Source organism: Pseudomonas sp. Irchel 3H3 (genome assembly GCF_900187635.1).
In the GTDB taxonomy this organism is placed as follows: domain Bacteria; phylum Pseudomonadota; class Gammaproteobacteria; order Pseudomonadales; family Pseudomonadaceae; genus Aquipseudomonas.
Genome location: NZ_FYEC01000042.1, coordinates 1 through 15,816 on the forward strand (window position 1 = coordinate 1; position 15,816 = coordinate 15,816).

Below are 15,816 nucleotides of genomic sequence, written 5' to 3' on the forward strand. Positions count from 1 at the left end.
TCTGGCTCTGGCTCTGGCTCTGGCTCTGGCTTTTGATCCTGGGCGCCCCGTTAACCACGCTGGCCGAACGCAGGCTTGAAGCCGTGGGTAACCCGGCAGGACGCCGGGTTAGCCGCCCCGCGCCATGGATGGCGCGTGGCGGCGGCCCACGGATTCAAGCCGGAGTGAGGGAACACCGAGCCTAAGCGAGGTGCCGAGTGGTGGGGCAAGAGCCTTTTGCTTACTTTTGGGCTCCTCCAAAAGTGAGCCGCTGTAAAAGCGGAACCATAGGTGGCCGTTACCGAAAAAATGGATATGTACTCGGTCTAATCCAACATCCTGGTCGCACCACAGTTGTGTAGATACTTATGCCTATCGCAGGCAAGCCCGCCCCCACGGGTTGGGTCTAGGGTTGTCCTGTGTACCCCCTCCTCATTTGTAGAGGTCCGTTCTGCGCTGGTGTTCTATAGGGTGATGCCAGCCCGATAACAACAAGAGAGCGTCCCGATGCAACGATTGATTCCCAACCTGCTGGCCGCCGCGCTGGCCCTGACTGCGGTGCCGGCGATGGCCGCGGCCGACCTGGTGCTGTTCAACGGCAAGGTGTTTACCGCAGAGCCCGGCCAGGCGCTGGTGCAGGCGGTGGCGGTGCAAGATGGCAAGATCCTGCAAGTGGGCAGCGACGCCGAGATCCAGGCCCTGGCCGACGCCAACACCCAACGTATCGACCTGGCCGGCAAAGTGCTGATGCCGGGGTTGATCGACACCCACAGCCACCCGGTGGTGGCGGCCTTCGACAGCATGGGCGCCAACCTGCTGGACGAGGTCAAGCCGCTGGCGGAGCTCGAACAATGGATCATCGAGCAGGACCAGGCCGGGCGCGCGCGGGCCGGTGACGTGATCAGCATTGCCGGGACCAGTTCGGCCTACTGGGACAAAAGCCGCGAAATGGGCCAGCGTTTCAATCAGGGCCGCTGGGCCGATCAGCCGCTGGTGTTCAGCGGCATCGACGGGCATACCGGCTGGGCCAACAACGCCATGCTCAAGCGCCTGAAGATCGATGCCGCGCTGGTCAAGGGCCTGTCGGAGCAGGACCGTAGTTTTGTCGGGCATGAGGCGGACTTCACCCCCAACGGCTATTTTGCCGAATCGCGCTGGGACAAGATCCGCAACGAAATCCCTGCGCCCAGCCAGGAAGCCATGCTCAAGGCCGCCCGCGAGGCAGTCAGGATCAACAACCAATATGGCGTCACTGCCTGGATGGACGCCGCGGCGAATGCGGGGAGCGACGACTCACTGTTCGACTTCAAGGCGACGGCCGACAGTACCGGGGTCCTGCCGTTGTACCGCGCACTGGCCGAGAAAGGCGAACTCAGCGCCCACGTCGCGGCCCTGATGCTGACCAATCCGAAGAGCCGGCCCGAGGACCTGGAAGTCCTGGCCACGGTGATGAAACAGTTCGAGGGCGTACCCAACCTGACGTTCCCCGGGATCAAGGTGTTTGCCGATGGCATTCTCGAGTTCCCCGGGCAGACGGCGGCGGTCATCGTACCCTTCAAGAACAGCCATAAAAATGGCCAGTTGTTGATCGACCCGGAGCACTTCGGTGAGCTGGTGGTGGCGGCGGAGAAGCGCGGCTGGATCCTGCACATGCATGCGGTCGGTGACCGTGCGGTGCGTGAAGCCCTGAATGGCGTGGCCTACGCGCGCAAGCTCAGCCCGACGCCGGTGCCCCATAGCATCGCGCACCTGCAACTGGTCAATCCCAAGGAGTTCCCGCGCTTCAAGCAACTGGGGGTGATCGCCTCGATGCAGTTGCTGTGGGCCACCGGCGAGTCGTACACGGTGGAACTGGTCAAGCCCTACATCAGCGCGTTCGCCTACGGTTACCAGTATCCCGCCCGCTCGCTGCATGACGCCGGTGCGGTGATTGCCGGTGGCAGCGACTGGCCGGTGTCCAGCCCCAATCCGTTCAACGCCATCGCCCAGGCCAGTACCCGCAAAGGCCCGCTGGGGGTGTTGAATGCCAAGGAAAGCCTCGATCGCCAGAGCATGTTCTACGCCTATACCCTCAACGCCGCCAAGACCCTGCGCCTGGAGCGGCAGATCGGTTCACTGGCGCCGGGCAAGCAGGCTGACCTGATCATTCTCGACCGCGATGTGTTCAAGGTCAGTGACGACGAGTTGTTCGACACCCAGGTCCTGAAGACCTTCTTCGCCGGCAAGCAGGTGTACGCCCCCGCGTCCTGAACCGCGCTACCCCTAACACCCGCGATCCAGCCAAACCACCGGGCGCCTTGCATCTCAAGGCGTCCGGCAACGCCGTGCCTGCAATAACCCGCACACTCATAACAACAAGGGTTTTCCATGAACGCACTCTCACGCTTCGCCCTGGCCAGCCTGGCCCTGTTGCCAATCACCAGCCAGGCGTTGCCCCTCAGCGACGACTTCAGCCTGGACATGAGCCTGACCGCCGCCAGTGACTACCGCTCCCGCGGAATCTCCCAGACCCTTGGCGATCCGGCGCTGCAGTTCGGCGCCACGCTGCAACACAGCAGCGGCCTGTACCTGGGCGCCTGGACCTCGAATGTCGACTTTGGCTATGACTACAAGACCCGCCAGGAAATGGAGTACTACGCCGGTTATTTCTGGCAGGCCACGGATGCCATCAGCCTGGACCTGGGATACATCAAATACGACTACCCGAAGGAGGGCCAATTCAACCTCAGTGAGGTCTACGCCATCCTCGACCTGTATGGGGTCAAGGTGGGTGCGTACTACTCCAACGACACACCCAATGTGTTTGGCCAGGACCAGGACACCCTGTATGCCTATCTCGGCTACACCCTGGTGCTGCCGGCCGAGGTGAGCCTGGACTTGCGCCTGGGGCGCAACGACACCAAGGATGAAGCCTTCCTGGCCACCAACGGCAGCGGGAGCTCGGCCTACAACGAATGGGAGGCCAAGCTCAGCCGTGAGTTCGTGGGCGTCACCTGGGGCCTGAGTTATGTCGACACCAACCTGAAAAAAAGCCAATGTGCCAGTTGGTATGGCTATGACGACCTGTGCACGGCCACCGTCGTGGTCAGTGCCAGCAAGGCGTTCTAAGTCGACGCCGCAATAACAACAACAGTGTCTGCTCCTCCAAGGAAAAACCGTTCATGACCAAGGTCATCGAGAGTTCCAAGCGCAATCCACTGATCGAGACCCGCTCGATCGACTACATCCCCGAATCCGAACGCCATGGCAGCCTCTACAGCCAGTTCACCCTGTGGCTGGGGGCCAACCTGCAGATCACCGCGATTGTCACCGGGGCCCTGGCAGTGGTGCTGGGTGGCGACGTGTTCTGGTCGCTGATCGGCCTGTTGCTCGGCCAGGTGCTGGGCGGGGCGGTGGTCGCCCTGCACGCGGCGCAAGGGCCGAAGCTGGGCCTGCCGCAGATGATCTCCAGCCGGGTGCAATTCGGGGTCTATGGCGCAGCCATCCCGATTGTCCTGGTGTGCCTGATGTACCTGGGTTTCAGCGCCACGGGCGCGGTGTTGTCGGGGCAGGCGATTGCCCAGTTGATCGATGTCAGCGACAGCGCCGGGATCCTGATCTTTGCCGCGTGCATCGCGTTCCTGACGATCTTCGGCTACCGGGTGATCCACCTGGTGGGCAAGGTCGCGAGTGTGCTAGGGATCATTGCCTTTGTGTACCTGTTCACCCGGCTGCTGACCCTCAATGACATCGGCCTGCTCCTGGAAAACCGCCACTTTGCCTGGGGCACCTTCCTGTTGGCGGTGTCGCTTTCGGCCTCCTGGCAGATCGCCTTTGGTCCCTATGTGGCGGACTATTCGCGCTACCTGCCGAGCACCACCTCGTCCTGGAAAACCTTCACCGCCGTTGGCCTGGGAACCGTGCTCGGCGCCCAGGCGTCGATGGTCCTGGGGGTGTTCGCCGCGGCGTTGGCGGGCGCCGGCTTTCGTGGGCACGAGGTGGCGACCATCGTTGGCCTGGGCAGCACCGGAGTGATCGCCTCGTTGCTGTATTTGAGCGTGGTGCTTGGCAAGGTCACCGTCTCGACCCTCAACGCCTACGGCAGCTTCATGTGCGTGGCCACCATCATCAGTGGTTTTCGCAGCAGCCTGCAGCTGACAGCCCGGCACCGCATGGTATTCGTGCTGCTGATTGTCGCGGCGTCGACCACGCTGGCGCTGCTGGGGCAGTACTCGTTCCTCAACTCGTTCAAGTACTTCATCCTGTTCCTGCTGACCTTCTTCACCCCCTGGAGCGCGATCAACCTGGTGGATTACTACTTCATCAACAAGGAGCGCTACGACATCCCGGCCCTGTCCGACCCGGCGGGCCGCTACAGGCGCTGGAACGTGCTGGGCATCAGCGTCTACGTGATTGGCGTGTTGATCCAGTTGCCGTTTGTCGACACCCATTTCTATTCCGGGCCGATGGTCGCGCAGTTGGGTGGGGTGGATATTTCCTGGATCGTCGGCCTGCTGGTGCCGGGCATCCTCTACTACCTGCTGGCCAGGTCGACGGCCCTGGCGGTGGTATCGCAGCGGCCGGTTTAGGGGGGCATTTTTTGTCGAGGAGGCTAACCGTGGGTGATCTACACTGGATTGACTGCACCGAGCCGGTGCAACGGTCTAAGGGAGGTCATCATGAGTAGGTTGTCATCCATTAGCCTGTGCGCTGCCTTGTCGCTTGCCTGCACCCAGGGATGGGCGGAAACGGTGGTGCCGACAAAAGGTCAGAGCGCGCAGCAAACCCAGCTCGATATCAGTGAATGCCATAACGTGGCAGCCAGCCAGAGTGCGAGCACCAACACGGCTTCCGGGGGACGTTTGCGCGGCGCCGCCGTGGGTGCCGCGGCTGGTGCAACGGGGGCCGCGGTGCGCGGCAACCAGCATGACGAGGTGTACGACCGGGTCGACGACGATGTGAAGCAGGACTATCGTCAAGATCGCGCCAAGCAGACCGCAGCGGCTGGCGTGGTAGTGGGGGGCTCGCGGCAACGGCAGGAGCGCCGGGAGCAGGAAAAGACCAGCGCCTCGACCAGTTCCACCGCCTATACCAGCTGCCTGCAGGGCAAGGGTTATCAGGTCACGCCCTGAGGTTGTTTGCGCGGGTTAATTCAAGTGAGGGACGCGGTCCATGAAGACCCCCGAGGATGTCGCTCAAACCCCTGCCGTCGGCTGGCGCTTCAAATTGGGCATCGGCATCATCTGCGTGATGCTCGGTTCCTGGGTCATGGTGCCGATCGCGGCGTCGCTCGGGCTCCCGGGCTCGAAAGTCGCGGCCCTGACCGGCGCGCTGTTCATCAGCAACAAAATCCTGCTGATCCTGGTCATCGCCGTCATGGGCAAGGCCGGGTTCCAGCGGGTCAAGCGCAGCCTCTTCGGCTACGTCTCCGGGCTGGCGCCGAGTGCTGACGTGGAAGTGGGGCCGGTGCGCCATGCCATCGGCATCGTGATGTTCTGCCTGCCGTTGATCTCCTCGGTCCTGGAACCTTACGTCGACAGTCTCTGGCCGGGTTTGCGGCCCAACGTGTGGCAGATCCAGCTGCTGGGCGATGCGATGCTGATCGGCAGCTTTTTTGTGCTGGGGGGCAGTTTCTGGGACAAGGTGCGGGCGCTGTTCGTGCGTAACGCCCGGGTGGTCACTGGCCAGGCGGGTTGAGTCCGGGCTCCGCCAGGGAGCCTCGGACTCGAACCGGGTTACGGCTTGGGCTGCCAGGCCGTGGAACCGGCGGCGGCCTTGAAACGTGCGTGGTTCTCGGCGGTGGCCGGTGGCTCGGAGTCGCCAAAAATTGCCTTCAGCCAGTGGCCGTCGGTGGGGTTGGGGAAAATGATGAACTTGCGACCGAACTCTTGTTTGTCCTCGTTCATCAGGCTCATGCGTTGCTTGACGTCCCCCACGTAGTACTTGCGCTTGAAGTCGTTGAGGTTGTCGCCCAGCATCACCACCACCTCGTAGTTCTTGGCGATTTCCTGCTGCCTCGGCTCTTTGTTGGAGCTGTCGCGATACACCGTCAGGTGCTGCTCATCGGCATAGGGCAGGTTGTTCTTGCGCAGGTTGGCCAGGGCGTACTCGAAGGTTTTTTCGCCTTGATCGCGACTGGTGACGTAGAACACCTCCACGCCTTTGGATTTTGCGTAGTTGAGGAAATCCACCGCGCCTGGCGTGGCGACCGGGCCATTGTCCGCCACCCATTTGTCCCAGGCTGCGTCGTCGAAGAACTCTTTGTCGGCGTTGATCATGTAGCCCCAGTAGCTGTTGCTCCCCAGCACGGTGTCATCGACGTCGCTGATGATCGCCAGCGGCCGGTCGCCGTCCTTGTGCGCCTGCAGGGCCCGATCCAGTTGCATTCTCGCCACGTTGAAACCCTGGTAGTACAGCGCCTCGAATTCGGCGGCGGTCTGTTTCCAGGCAACGGCGGCAGTGAGCAGGTTCGAAGCAGGAGGGCTGGCCTGCTCGGCAGCAGTGGCGGTGCCGGACAGCAGCAGGCAGGACAGGAGCAGGGGAGTGGCGAAGGTTTTGGTTATGGTTGTCTTCAAGGTTCAGCCCTTATCGCGAGGATTGATCAGCGTCGGAAAAATACCGCCAGGCAGTTCTATCCCAAGCGGGATTATTGCTCAATCCAGGTGTCGCGTTTATGGCTCAATGGGGCGTAATTCCTGCGGTTTGCTGGCGATGGTGCTCAGTGTCTGACGGTGATGTGGGGGCTGCCGTAGGCTGCGATCTTTTGATCCTTGAGGGGACATCCCTTGTGGGAGCGGGCTTGCCCGCGATGGTCGTTAACGATATCGCGTGCAATCAGGTTGCACGCGGTGTTCTCCAGGCGAACACCAACCTCGGGTACGCCGCAAACCCTGTGGGAGCGGGCTTGCCCGCGATGGTCGTTAACGATACCGCGTGCAATCAGGTTGCACGCGGTGATCTCCAGGCCATCTCAGGCCAACACCCATGGTGCCTGACACACCGCTATCGCAGGCAAGCCAGCTCCCACAGGTCTCTACCCGGCTTAACTTCCTGGGGTTTTGTTCAGCGCCGCTTCCGCTTCGGCGATCTGTGCCTGGCGTTTGCTGATCATGTCGCCGATCGGTGGGCCCTGGAAGCGCCGGGCTTCGAAGCCGAACCAGACGATTGCAGTCAGGATCAGAAAGCCGATGGTGATGTACAGCGCCCAGTCGTTCGGGGGCTGGATGCCGATGATGAAGATCACTGCCATCGAGATGATCGACGCAATCGCAAACAGCGAGTACCAGCCGCGTCCCATGTTCCAGGGGCCCATGGTCGGCCACTTCGCCGTGCCGTAGGTGAACAGGCCGAGCACGATCGGGATGATGAAGGAGAAGAACAGGAAGATCACCGTGCAGGAGACCACGATGGTGTAGACCGGGGTGGCGCCGATCGAGATCACCGATGAGCCCCAGTCGAACAATACCGCCAGGGTCGCGCCGGTCCAGATCGCGGCGACCGGGCTGCGGAACGTCGGCGAGACCGAGGCCAGGGTTTTCGAAAAGGGCAGGCCGCCATCCCGGGAGAAGGCGAAGATCATGCGTGACACCGAGGTCACGGTCGCCAACCCGCAGAGCACCTGGGAAACGAAAATCGCCACGTACAGCGCGAGTTTGACGTTGGGGTTGACCTGGGTGTCCATGGCCCAGAAAAACACGTTCCAGCCCTGTTTCGCCGCTTCGTCCAGGCTCGGCAACAGCAACACGAACGAGCACAACATGACCCAACCGAACAGCAACGACCAGACTACCGACATCACCATGCCCCGGGGCACCGACATGGCCGCGTTGCGGGTTTCCTCGGAGGTGTGCGCCGAAGCGTCGTAACCGGTAATGGTGTAGATCGGCAGCAGCAGGCCGAGCATGAAGATCCAGGCATTCGACGCCTCGGGCCAGACACTGCCGCCAGCCGCGCCGGAATAGTTGCCGAAGGTCCACAGCCGGGCGAACTCATAGCTGGGCGCCGAGACCAGGCAAACGATCGTCAGCGCCAGGGCCGTGGCGAAGATCAAGTAGCCGGAAAAATCGGTGAGCTTTGCCGTCAGGCCAATGCCCAGGTGGTTGCACAGGGCCTGGAGACCGGTGAGGACCGCCAGGAAAATCACCCTGACCGTGGTGGTGTCCTCCATGCCCAGCGCCGGTCCGAAGGCGCCGAAAAAGAAGTAGTAGGTGCCGACGTTGATGGCGCCGAGCACGGTCACCAACCCCAGTAGATTGAACCAGGCGGTCAGCCAGCCGGTGAAGCGGTTACCCAGGATCGAGCCCCAGTGATACAACCCGCCAGCGGTGGGGTAGGCTGAGGAAATCTGCGCCATGGCCAGGGCAAATACCCCGGAGATCAGGCAGCCAAGCGGCCAGCCGATGCCAATCGCCGCACCGCCTGCCCCCGAGGTGCCCTGGGCCAGGGAGTTGATGCCGCCGGAGAGGATGCAGATGATCGAAAAGGAAATCGCAAAGTTGGAGAAAACCCCCATTCGTCGCGAGAGTTGCTGGGCGTAGCCCATGCTGTGCAGCACCTTGACGTCGTCGTCATGGGGGGTGCCGCTATCGGGCTGGCTGGCTGGTTTCATGTGGGTACCCCTTCAGGTTTTGATATGCATCCACCCGCGCTGACAGCGCCGGATGGCTTGGCTTTCAACCCCTTGTCGTACTGCTCCTGTCACTGCTGGGTAAACCCTGTCCCGGCCCGTGGTCGGGCCATGGCCAGGTGACTGCTCTAGAGGCGACCGTGATAGGCCGCGGCAAATATCTGCGCCGCACCCTCGCGGGTCAGGGGCAGCGGATTGCCTCCTGCGCAGGGGTCGACCACGGCCATGTCGGCGATCAGTCCGGCCTGGCGATCGTCCACCCCCAGTTCAACCAGGGTATGGGGCACGTCGATGTCCTTGCGCAACTTGAGGACGAAGGCCAGGAAGCTGTCGAACCCGGGAGCGTGCAGGCCCAGGTAGGCCGCCAGGCGGGTGATGCGCTCCTCGATGGCCGGGCGGTTGAACGCCAGGACATAGGGCATGAAAGTGGCGTTGGTCATGCCGTGGTGGGTGTCGTACAGCGCCCCCACCGGATGCGACAGTGCGTGCATACCGCCCAGGCCTTTCTGGAAGGCGGTGGCGCCCATGGCGGCGGCCGCGAGCATGTTGGCCCGCGCTTCGAGGTCGGCTGGGGTGCGCACGGCGCGGACCAGGGCCCCGGCCACCAGGCGTATGCCTTCTACTGCAATGCCGTCGGCCATCGGGTGGAAACCGGGGGCGCAGTAGGCTTCCAGGCAGTGGGCAAATGCATCCATGCCGGTGCCAGCGGTGATCTTGGCCGGCATGCCGACACTCAGGGCCGGGTCGCTGATGACCACCCGCGGGAGCATTTTCGGGTGGAAAATGATGCGCTTGGTGTGGCTGCGTTCATCGATGATCACCGCGGCCCGGCCGACTTCGGAGCCAGTCCCGGCGGTGGTGGGGACGGCAATGATTGGGGCGATGCGGCTGTCGTCGGCGCGGGTCCAGTAGTCGCCGATGTCTTCGAAGTCCCAGACCGGCCGGCTCTGGCCGCTCATGAAGGCGATGAGCTTGCCCATGTCCAGGCCACTGCCGCCGCCGAAGGCAATCACCCCGTCGTGCTGGCCGGTGCGCCAGGCCTCCAACCCACCCGCCAGGTTGGCTTCCACCGGGTTGGGCTTGAGGTCGCTGAACAGCGCCACGCCTAGGCCGGCGGCGCGCAGGGCGTCGACTGCCGCCACCGTGATCGGTGCCCGTGCCAGGCCGCTGTCGGTGACCAGCAATGGGCGCTGGATGCCCTGGCTGCGACAGACATCGGCCAGTTCGGCAATGCGCCCGACACCGAAGCGCACGCTGGTGGGGTAGTTCCAGTTTCCCGTCAGGCTCATGGTTCAGATCTCGTGGCGCAGATGAAAGGATTTGGCGCGGGTCAGGTGTTCATAGCCCAGGCTCGACAGGGTGACGCCGCGCCCGCTGTTTTTCACCCCGGTCCAGGCCAGGGCCGGGTCCAGGTAATCGCAGCGGTTCATGAACAGGGTGCCGGTGTCGATCGCGTTGCCCAGCTGTTCGGCAGCGGCCAGGTCCTGGGTCCAGAGCGAGGCGCTGAGGCCAAACTCGCTGTCGTTGATCAGGGCGAGGGCTTCTTCGTCGCTGCGCACCGGCATGATGCCCACCACCGGGCCAAAACTTTCGTCGCGCATCAGCGCCATCCTATGGCTGACATCCACCAGGACCTGGGGCGCGAGGTAAGCACTGCCTGGCACGTCGGCGGGAAAATCTTCGGGCTTGATCAAGGCCCGGGCACCCTGGGCCAGGGCCTGGGCGATTTGTCCACGGACCAGGTCCGCGGCCTGGGGCGTAACCATCGGACCCAGCGTGGTGGCTGGGTCCAGCGGGTTGCCCAGCACGTACTGGCGGGTCAGGGCGACAAACCGTTCGACGAAGGCGGGGAAGAGGCTGGCGGCGACATAAATGCGCTCGACAGCGCAACAGCTTTGCCCGGAGTTGAAGAAGCTGCCATCCACCAGGTTCTCCACCGCGTGGTCGAGGTTGGCGTCTGCGCGAACGTAGGCCGGATCCTTGCCGCCGAGCTCCAGGCCGACGCCGAGGAAACCGTCGACGGCCGCCCGTTGCATGTCCTTGCCGCCGCCCACGGAACCGGTGAAGTTGACCCGCTGGACCTGGCCGCCAGCGATCATCTGTGCGGTATCCAGGTGGCTGAGCAGCAGGTTGTGGAACAGCCCTTCGGGCAGGTTGGCGCGGCGAAAGGCCTCGGCGAAACGCTCGCCCACCAGCAGGGTTTGCGAGGCGTGTTTGAGGATCACGCTGTTGCCCGCCATCAGCGCCGGAATAATGCTGTTTACGGCGGTCAGGTAGGGGTAGTTCCACGGCGCGACCACCAGCACCGTGCCCAGTGGCTCGCGACTGATCCAACGGCGAAACCCGGCGCTCGGTTCCGGCTCGACCGCCGCCAATGCCTGCGGTGCCAGCGCGATCATGTGCCGGGCCCGTTCGGCAAAGCCGCGCAGCTCGCCCGCGCCAAAACGCACCGGACGGCCCATCTGCCAGGCCAGCTCCGGGACGATCTCGGCCTGCATCGCCAGCATCGCGTCCACGGCGGCGCTGCACAACGCCGCACGCTCGTCTAGCGAGCGGCGCTTCCACAGTGCCTGGGCGCTGGCGGCGCTCGCCAGGGCCTGCTCGATCTGCCCGGCATCGGCGCGCTGACGTTCGGCGTAGACCCGGCCGTCGACCGGGGAAATCAGTTGGATGGTCGAAGTCATGGCGGTCTCAATAGCGCTCGAAGCCGCGCTGCAATTCCCAATCGGTAATGCGCCGGTCGTACTCTTTCTGCTCCCATTCGGCGGTGTGCACGTAATGGTCGATCACGTCGTCACCGAACGCTTCGCGCAACATGCCCGAGCCTTTGAGCGCGGCGCAGGCCTCGCGCAGGGTCTTGGAGACTTCCGGCAAATGACTGTCGACATAGGCATCGCCCTCGAAGGGCGCGGCCAGCTCGAGCTGCTCGTCGATCCCGGCCAGGCCTGCGGCGATCAGGGCGGCGAAGGCCAGGTAGGGATTGAGATCGGCGCCGCCGATCCGGCATTCGATACGGATGGATTTGCTGCCCTCGGCGCACAGGCGAAAGCCGGCGGTGCGATTGTCCAGGCTCCAGACGGCACGCGTGGGCGCAAAGGTGCCGGCCTGGAAGCGCTTATAGGAGTTGATGTAGGGCGCGAGAAAACAGGTGATGTCGTTGGCGTACTTGAGCTGCCCGGCCACCCAGGCACGCATCAGTTTTGACATGCCGAACTCGGCCTTGGCCTCGAAGAACAGCGGCTTCTTGCCGTTTTTGTCCCACAGCGAATTGTGGATGTGACTGCTGGAGCCGGCGGCGTCGTAGCGCCACTTGGCCATGAAGGTGATCGCCTTGCCTTGCAGTTGGGCGATCTCCTTGCAGGCGTGCTTGATGATGACGTGGTGGTCGGCCATGGTCAGGGCATCGGCGTAGCGGATGTTGATCTCTTCCTGCCCCGGGCCCCATTCACCCTTGGAGTTCTCCACGGGAATGCCCGAGGCCTGCAGGTGCTTGCGGATCGCCCGCAGTACCGGTTCCTCGCGGGTGGTCTGCAGGATGTTGTAGTCCTCGATGTAGTGCCCGGCGGTTTTTGGCTGGTGGTAGTTGCGCTGGTGGATGGCCTCGTAGCTCTCGTCGAACAGGTAGAACTCCAGTTCCGAGGCGAACATGCCGGTGTAGCCGCGCTGGCGCAGGCGTTCGACCTGTTTCTTGAGGATCGCCCGCGGGCTGTGGGGCAGGTCCTGGCGGTGGTGATGGTCGAGTACGTCGCACAGCACCAGGGCCGTGCATTCCAGCCACGGCACGCGGCGCAGGGTGCTCATGTCGGGCTTGAGCACAAAGTCGCCGTAACCTTTGCTCCAGCTGGCGGCCGCGTACCCGGGCACCGGCTCCATGTCGATGTCGTCGGCCAACAGGTAATTGCAGCAGTGGGTTTCCTCGTGGCCGCTGTCGATGAAAAACTCGACCTGGAAGCGCTTGCCCACCAGGCGCCCCTGCATGTCGACCATGCACACCAGCACGGTATCGATTTCGCCATTGGCAGCGGCGCGCTTGAGTGCTTCGAAGCTTAGGAGGGGCTCGGTCATCACGGCAAATCCTGCGGCAAGGAGGAGGGCAGTCTGATCAGTCGTTGCAGACGCTCTCCAGAAAACCCCAAAACCTGCAGCATGAGCATCGTGTGCAATGAGCTGCTCAAAGCTTAGCTTACTGTCGCCAAGCGCAAGTCTGGCCGAGCAAAAGCTGGAAAAAACTGCCCGGGAACGCCGCTCATGGCCATTACTTATGAGCAAGTAGCTGTTTTCAAACAAATTTGTTAAAAAAAAGCTTCCCAGGTTCGAACAAACTTGGTAAATTTCCGCGCATTCTTGCACTGGCCTTTACCGGGTCGTCAGTCGTGCAAGGGTTCAGCAAGTGAGTGCCCAGCACTCGTCGCTACATCTGCAGGGGCGTCGCCAAGCGGTAAGGCAGCAGGTTTTGATCCTGCCATGCGTTGGTTCGAATCCAGCCGCCCCTGCCATTTTCCAAAGCAATCTGTCTCGTAAAATCTGCTGCGCCGGCCTGGGTCGTGACGCGGGTTTTTCCGTGCCTGGGATTTTTTTCCAGCGGATCACTCAGCGTGGGCGCGATGGGGCGGTAGACTGCGGGACTTTTTCCCCCTCAAGCAGGAGCACCCATGGCTAACCAAGACCTGACCTTCATCCCCGATCCGGACGCCGATTCGATCTCTTCCGACGTTGCCGGTTTCGCCGGCCTGCTGGTTTCCACCCAGATTCCTACTCGCGCCGACGGCAGCCTGGAGCTGGGTGATATCGAGTTGCAGAGCGAGTGTACCCTGCAGGCGCTGAAAGTCGCGCTGGAGAAGGCCGGCAGTTCCATGGACCGGGTGCTGCACCTGACCATCTACCTCACCGACATGGCCGACCGCGCCGCCTTCAACCAGGTGTACCAGCGCTTCTTCGCCAAGCCATGGCCAGTCCGCGCCGCCGTGGGCGTGGCCGCCCTGGCGGTTGAAGGCATGCGTGTGGAAGTCACCGCGATGGCCGCCAAGGCCTGAGTCGACGGGCGCGGACGGCGGCCTTGCCCAGGCAACGGCCGCCACCTGGCAGCACACGGGTGCCGCTCCGGCGATTCGCCGCTACAATGCGCACCTACCGTGACAAGTCGACTAAAAAAATATGTCCCTGCCTAAACATCATCTGGAATTACTCAGCCCCGCCCGCGATGTCGCCATTGCCCGCGAGGCCATTCTGCATGGCGCCGACGCCGTGTACATCGGTGGACCGAGCTTCGGTGCGCGGCATAACGCCTGCAACGAAGTGAGCGAAATCGCCGGCCTGGTGGAATTTGCCCGGCGCTACCATGCCCGGGTGTTCACCACCATCAACACCATCCTGCACGACAACGAGCTGGAGCCGGCGCGCAAGCTGATCCATCAGCTCTACGATGCCGGCGTCGACGCGCTGATCGTCCAGGACCTGGGGGTGATGGAGCTGGACATCCCGCCGATCGAGCTGCACGCCAGCACCCAGACCGACATCCGCACCCTGGCCCGGGCCAAGTTCCTCGACCAGGCCGGCTTCTCCCAGCTGGTGCTGGCGCGCGAGCTGAACCTGCAGGAGATCCGCGCGATTGCCGACGAGACTGACGCGGCGATCGAGTTCTTCATCCATGGCGCCTTGTGCGTGGCCTTTTCCGGCCAGTGCAACATTTCCCATGCGCAGAACGGCCGCAGCGCCAACCGGGGCGACTGCTCCCAGGCCTGCCGCCTGCCGTATACCCTCAAGGACGACCAGGGTCGTGTGGTCGCCTTCGAGAAGCATTTGCTGTCGATGAAGGACAACAACCAGAGCGCCAACATCCGCGCCCTGGTGGAAGCCGGCGTGCGCTCGTTCAAGATCGAGGGGCGCTACAAGGACATGGGCTACGTGAAGAACATCACGGCCTACTACCGCCAGCGCCTGGATGATGTGCTCGAAGACCGTCCGGACCTGGCCCGCGCCTCCAGCGGCCGCACCGCGCACTTCTTCCTGCCGGACCCGGAAAAGACTTTCCACCGTGGCAGCACCGACTACTTCGTCAGTGACCGCAAGATCGACATTGGCGCCTTCGACACGCCGACCTTTACCGGCCTGCCGGTGGGCATCGTCGAAAAAGTTGGCAAGCGCGATTTGCAAGTGGTCACGCAAGAGCCGCTGTCCAACGGAGACGGCCTCAACGTGCTGATCAAGCGCGAAGTGGTGGGCTTTCGAGCCAACATCGCCGAGGCCAAGGGCGAGTTCGAGGAGGACGGCGAGAAGCGCTACCGCTATCGCGTCGAGCCCAACGAGATGCCGGCGGACTTGTACAAGGCCCGGCCAAATCACCCGCTCAATCGCAACCTCGACCACAACTGGCAGCAAGCCCTGCTCAAGACCTCCGCCGAACGCCGAGTTGGCGTTGACTGGCACGTGCAGCTGCGTGAAGAGCGCCTGGAGCTGAAGGCCACCAGCGAGGAGGGCATCAGTGCCAGCGTCGCCCTTGAAGGCCCGTTCGGCGTCGCCAACAAGCCGGAACAGGCCCTGGAACAGCTGCGCGACCTGCTCGGTCAACTGGGCACTACCCAGTACCACGCCGCAGCGATCAAGCTGGATGCGCCCCAGGCCTACTTCATCCCCAACTCCCAGCTCAAGGCGGCGCGCCGCGACGTCATCGAAGCGCTGAACGCAGCCCGGGTCGACGCCCATCCCAGGGGGGGACGCAAGGCCGAGACCAGTCCGCCGCCGGTGTATCCGGAGTCCCACCTGTCGTTCCTGGCCAACGTCTACAACCAGAAAGCCCGGGACTTCTATCATCGCCATGGGGTCAAACTGATCGACGCGGCCTTCGAGGCCCACGAGGAGACCGGCGAGGTGCCGGTGATGATCACCAAGCACTGCCTGCGGTTCTCCTTCAACCTGTGCCCGAAACAGGCCAAGGGCGTCACCGGCGTGCGCACCAAGGTCGCGCCGATGCAACTGATCCACGGCGACGAAGTGCTGACCCTGAAGTTCGACTGCAAACCCTGCGAGATGCACGTGGTCGGCAAGATCAAGGGCCACATCCTCGACCTGCCGCAGCCGGGCAGTGGCGTGCAACAGCAGGTAGTCGGGCACATCAGCCCGGCGGACCTGCTCAAGACCATCGTCCGCGCCCCTCACTGAGTGCCGGGCGCACGCGATGCCAAGGCGTCGCGTTCGCCTGTCGGGCAAAGAAGGGGCAGGTTCACTTCGAGATA

General features: G+C 63.2%; 12 protein-coding genes and 1 tRNA gene. 8 read left to right on the forward strand and 5 right to left on the reverse strand.

Annotation, left to right across the window (positions count from 1 at the left end; all coding sequences use genetic code 11):
• The first annotated feature begins 486 nt into the window (after window positions 1–486).
• The 5 genes from CKW24_RS26140 (at window position 487) to CKW24_RS26160 (ending at window position 5,655) form a co-directional block, all read left to right on the forward strand.
• A complete protein-coding gene (locus CKW24_RS26140; RefSeq protein ID WP_095171586.1) occupies window positions 487–2,229 on the forward strand; it encodes an amidohydrolase in 1,743 nt (580 codons plus the stop codon).
• 117 nt (window positions 2,230–2,346) lie between these two features.
• Window positions 2,347–3,087, forward strand: a complete 741-nt coding sequence (locus CKW24_RS26145; RefSeq protein WP_095171587.1) for a TorF family putative porin — start codon at window positions 2,347–2,349, stop codon at window positions 3,085–3,087.
• 53 nt (window positions 3,088–3,140) lie between these two features.
• Window positions 3,141–4,547, forward strand: coding sequence for a cytosine permease (locus CKW24_RS26150; protein ID WP_095171589.1), 1,407 nt, complete (start codon window positions 3,141–3,143; stop codon window positions 4,545–4,547).
• Between the two features lie 90 nt (window positions 4,548–4,637).
• The gene (locus CKW24_RS26155) at window positions 4,638–5,090 is read left to right on the forward strand and encodes a YMGG-like glycine zipper-containing protein (RefSeq protein WP_095171590.1); all 453 of its coding nucleotides are present in this window, start codon (window positions 4,638–4,640) and stop codon (window positions 5,088–5,090) included.
• A 40-nt stretch (window positions 5,091–5,130) separates the two neighbouring features.
• Window positions 5,131–5,655 (forward strand): transporter suffix domain-containing protein, encoded by a 525-nt coding sequence (locus tag CKW24_RS26160; RefSeq protein ID WP_095171592.1) that lies wholly within the window; start codon window positions 5,131–5,133, stop codon window positions 5,653–5,655.
• Between the two features lie 38 nt (window positions 5,656–5,693).
• Here the strand turns inward: CKW24_RS26160 and CKW24_RS26165 are convergent, their stop codons facing one another.
• The 5 genes from CKW24_RS26165 to CKW24_RS26185 form a co-directional block, all read right to left on the reverse strand.
• Window positions 5,694–6,521 (reverse strand): 5'-nucleotidase, lipoprotein e(P4) family, encoded by an 828-nt coding sequence (locus tag CKW24_RS26165; protein WP_371917611.1) that lies wholly within the window; start codon window positions 6,519–6,521, stop codon window positions 5,694–5,696.
• Between the two features lie 479 nt (window positions 6,522–7,000).
• Window positions 7,001–8,566, reverse strand: a complete 1,566-nt coding sequence (locus tag CKW24_RS26170; RefSeq protein WP_095171595.1) for an amino acid permease — start codon at window positions 8,564–8,566, stop codon at window positions 7,001–7,003.
• Window positions 8,567–8,712: 146 nt separating this feature from the next.
• Window positions 8,713–9,873, reverse strand: a complete 1,161-nt coding sequence (locus CKW24_RS26175) for an iron-containing alcohol dehydrogenase (RefSeq protein WP_095171597.1) — start codon at window positions 9,871–9,873, stop codon at window positions 8,713–8,715.
• A gap of 3 nt (window positions 9,874–9,876) precedes the next feature.
• Window positions 9,877–11,268, reverse strand: a complete 1,392-nt coding sequence (locus CKW24_RS26180; protein ID WP_095171598.1) for an aldehyde dehydrogenase family protein — start codon at window positions 11,266–11,268, stop codon at window positions 9,877–9,879.
• Window positions 11,269–11,275: 7 nt separating this feature from the next.
• On the reverse strand, window positions 11,276–12,649 hold the full coding sequence (locus CKW24_RS26185) for a glutamine synthetase family protein (RefSeq protein WP_095171600.1): 1,374 nt from the start codon (window positions 12,647–12,649) through the stop codon (window positions 11,276–11,278).
• A 356-nt stretch (window positions 12,650–13,005) separates the two neighbouring features.
• Here CKW24_RS26185 and CKW24_RS26190 point away from each other — a divergent pair.
• The 3 genes from CKW24_RS26190 (at window position 13,006) to CKW24_RS26200 (ending at window position 15,742) form a co-directional block, all read left to right on the forward strand.
• Window positions 13,006–13,080, forward strand: a tRNA-Gln gene (locus CKW24_RS26190).
• A 156-nt stretch (window positions 13,081–13,236) separates the two neighbouring features.
• Window positions 13,237–13,617, forward strand: coding sequence for a RidA family protein (locus CKW24_RS26195; protein WP_095171602.1), 381 nt, complete (start codon window positions 13,237–13,239; stop codon window positions 13,615–13,617).
• A 121-nt stretch (window positions 13,618–13,738) separates the two neighbouring features.
• On the forward strand, window positions 13,739–15,742 hold the full coding sequence (locus CKW24_RS26200; RefSeq protein WP_095171604.1) for a U32 family peptidase: 2,004 nt from the start codon (window positions 13,739–13,741) through the stop codon (window positions 15,740–15,742).
• Window positions 15,743–15,816: the final 74 nt, after the last annotated feature.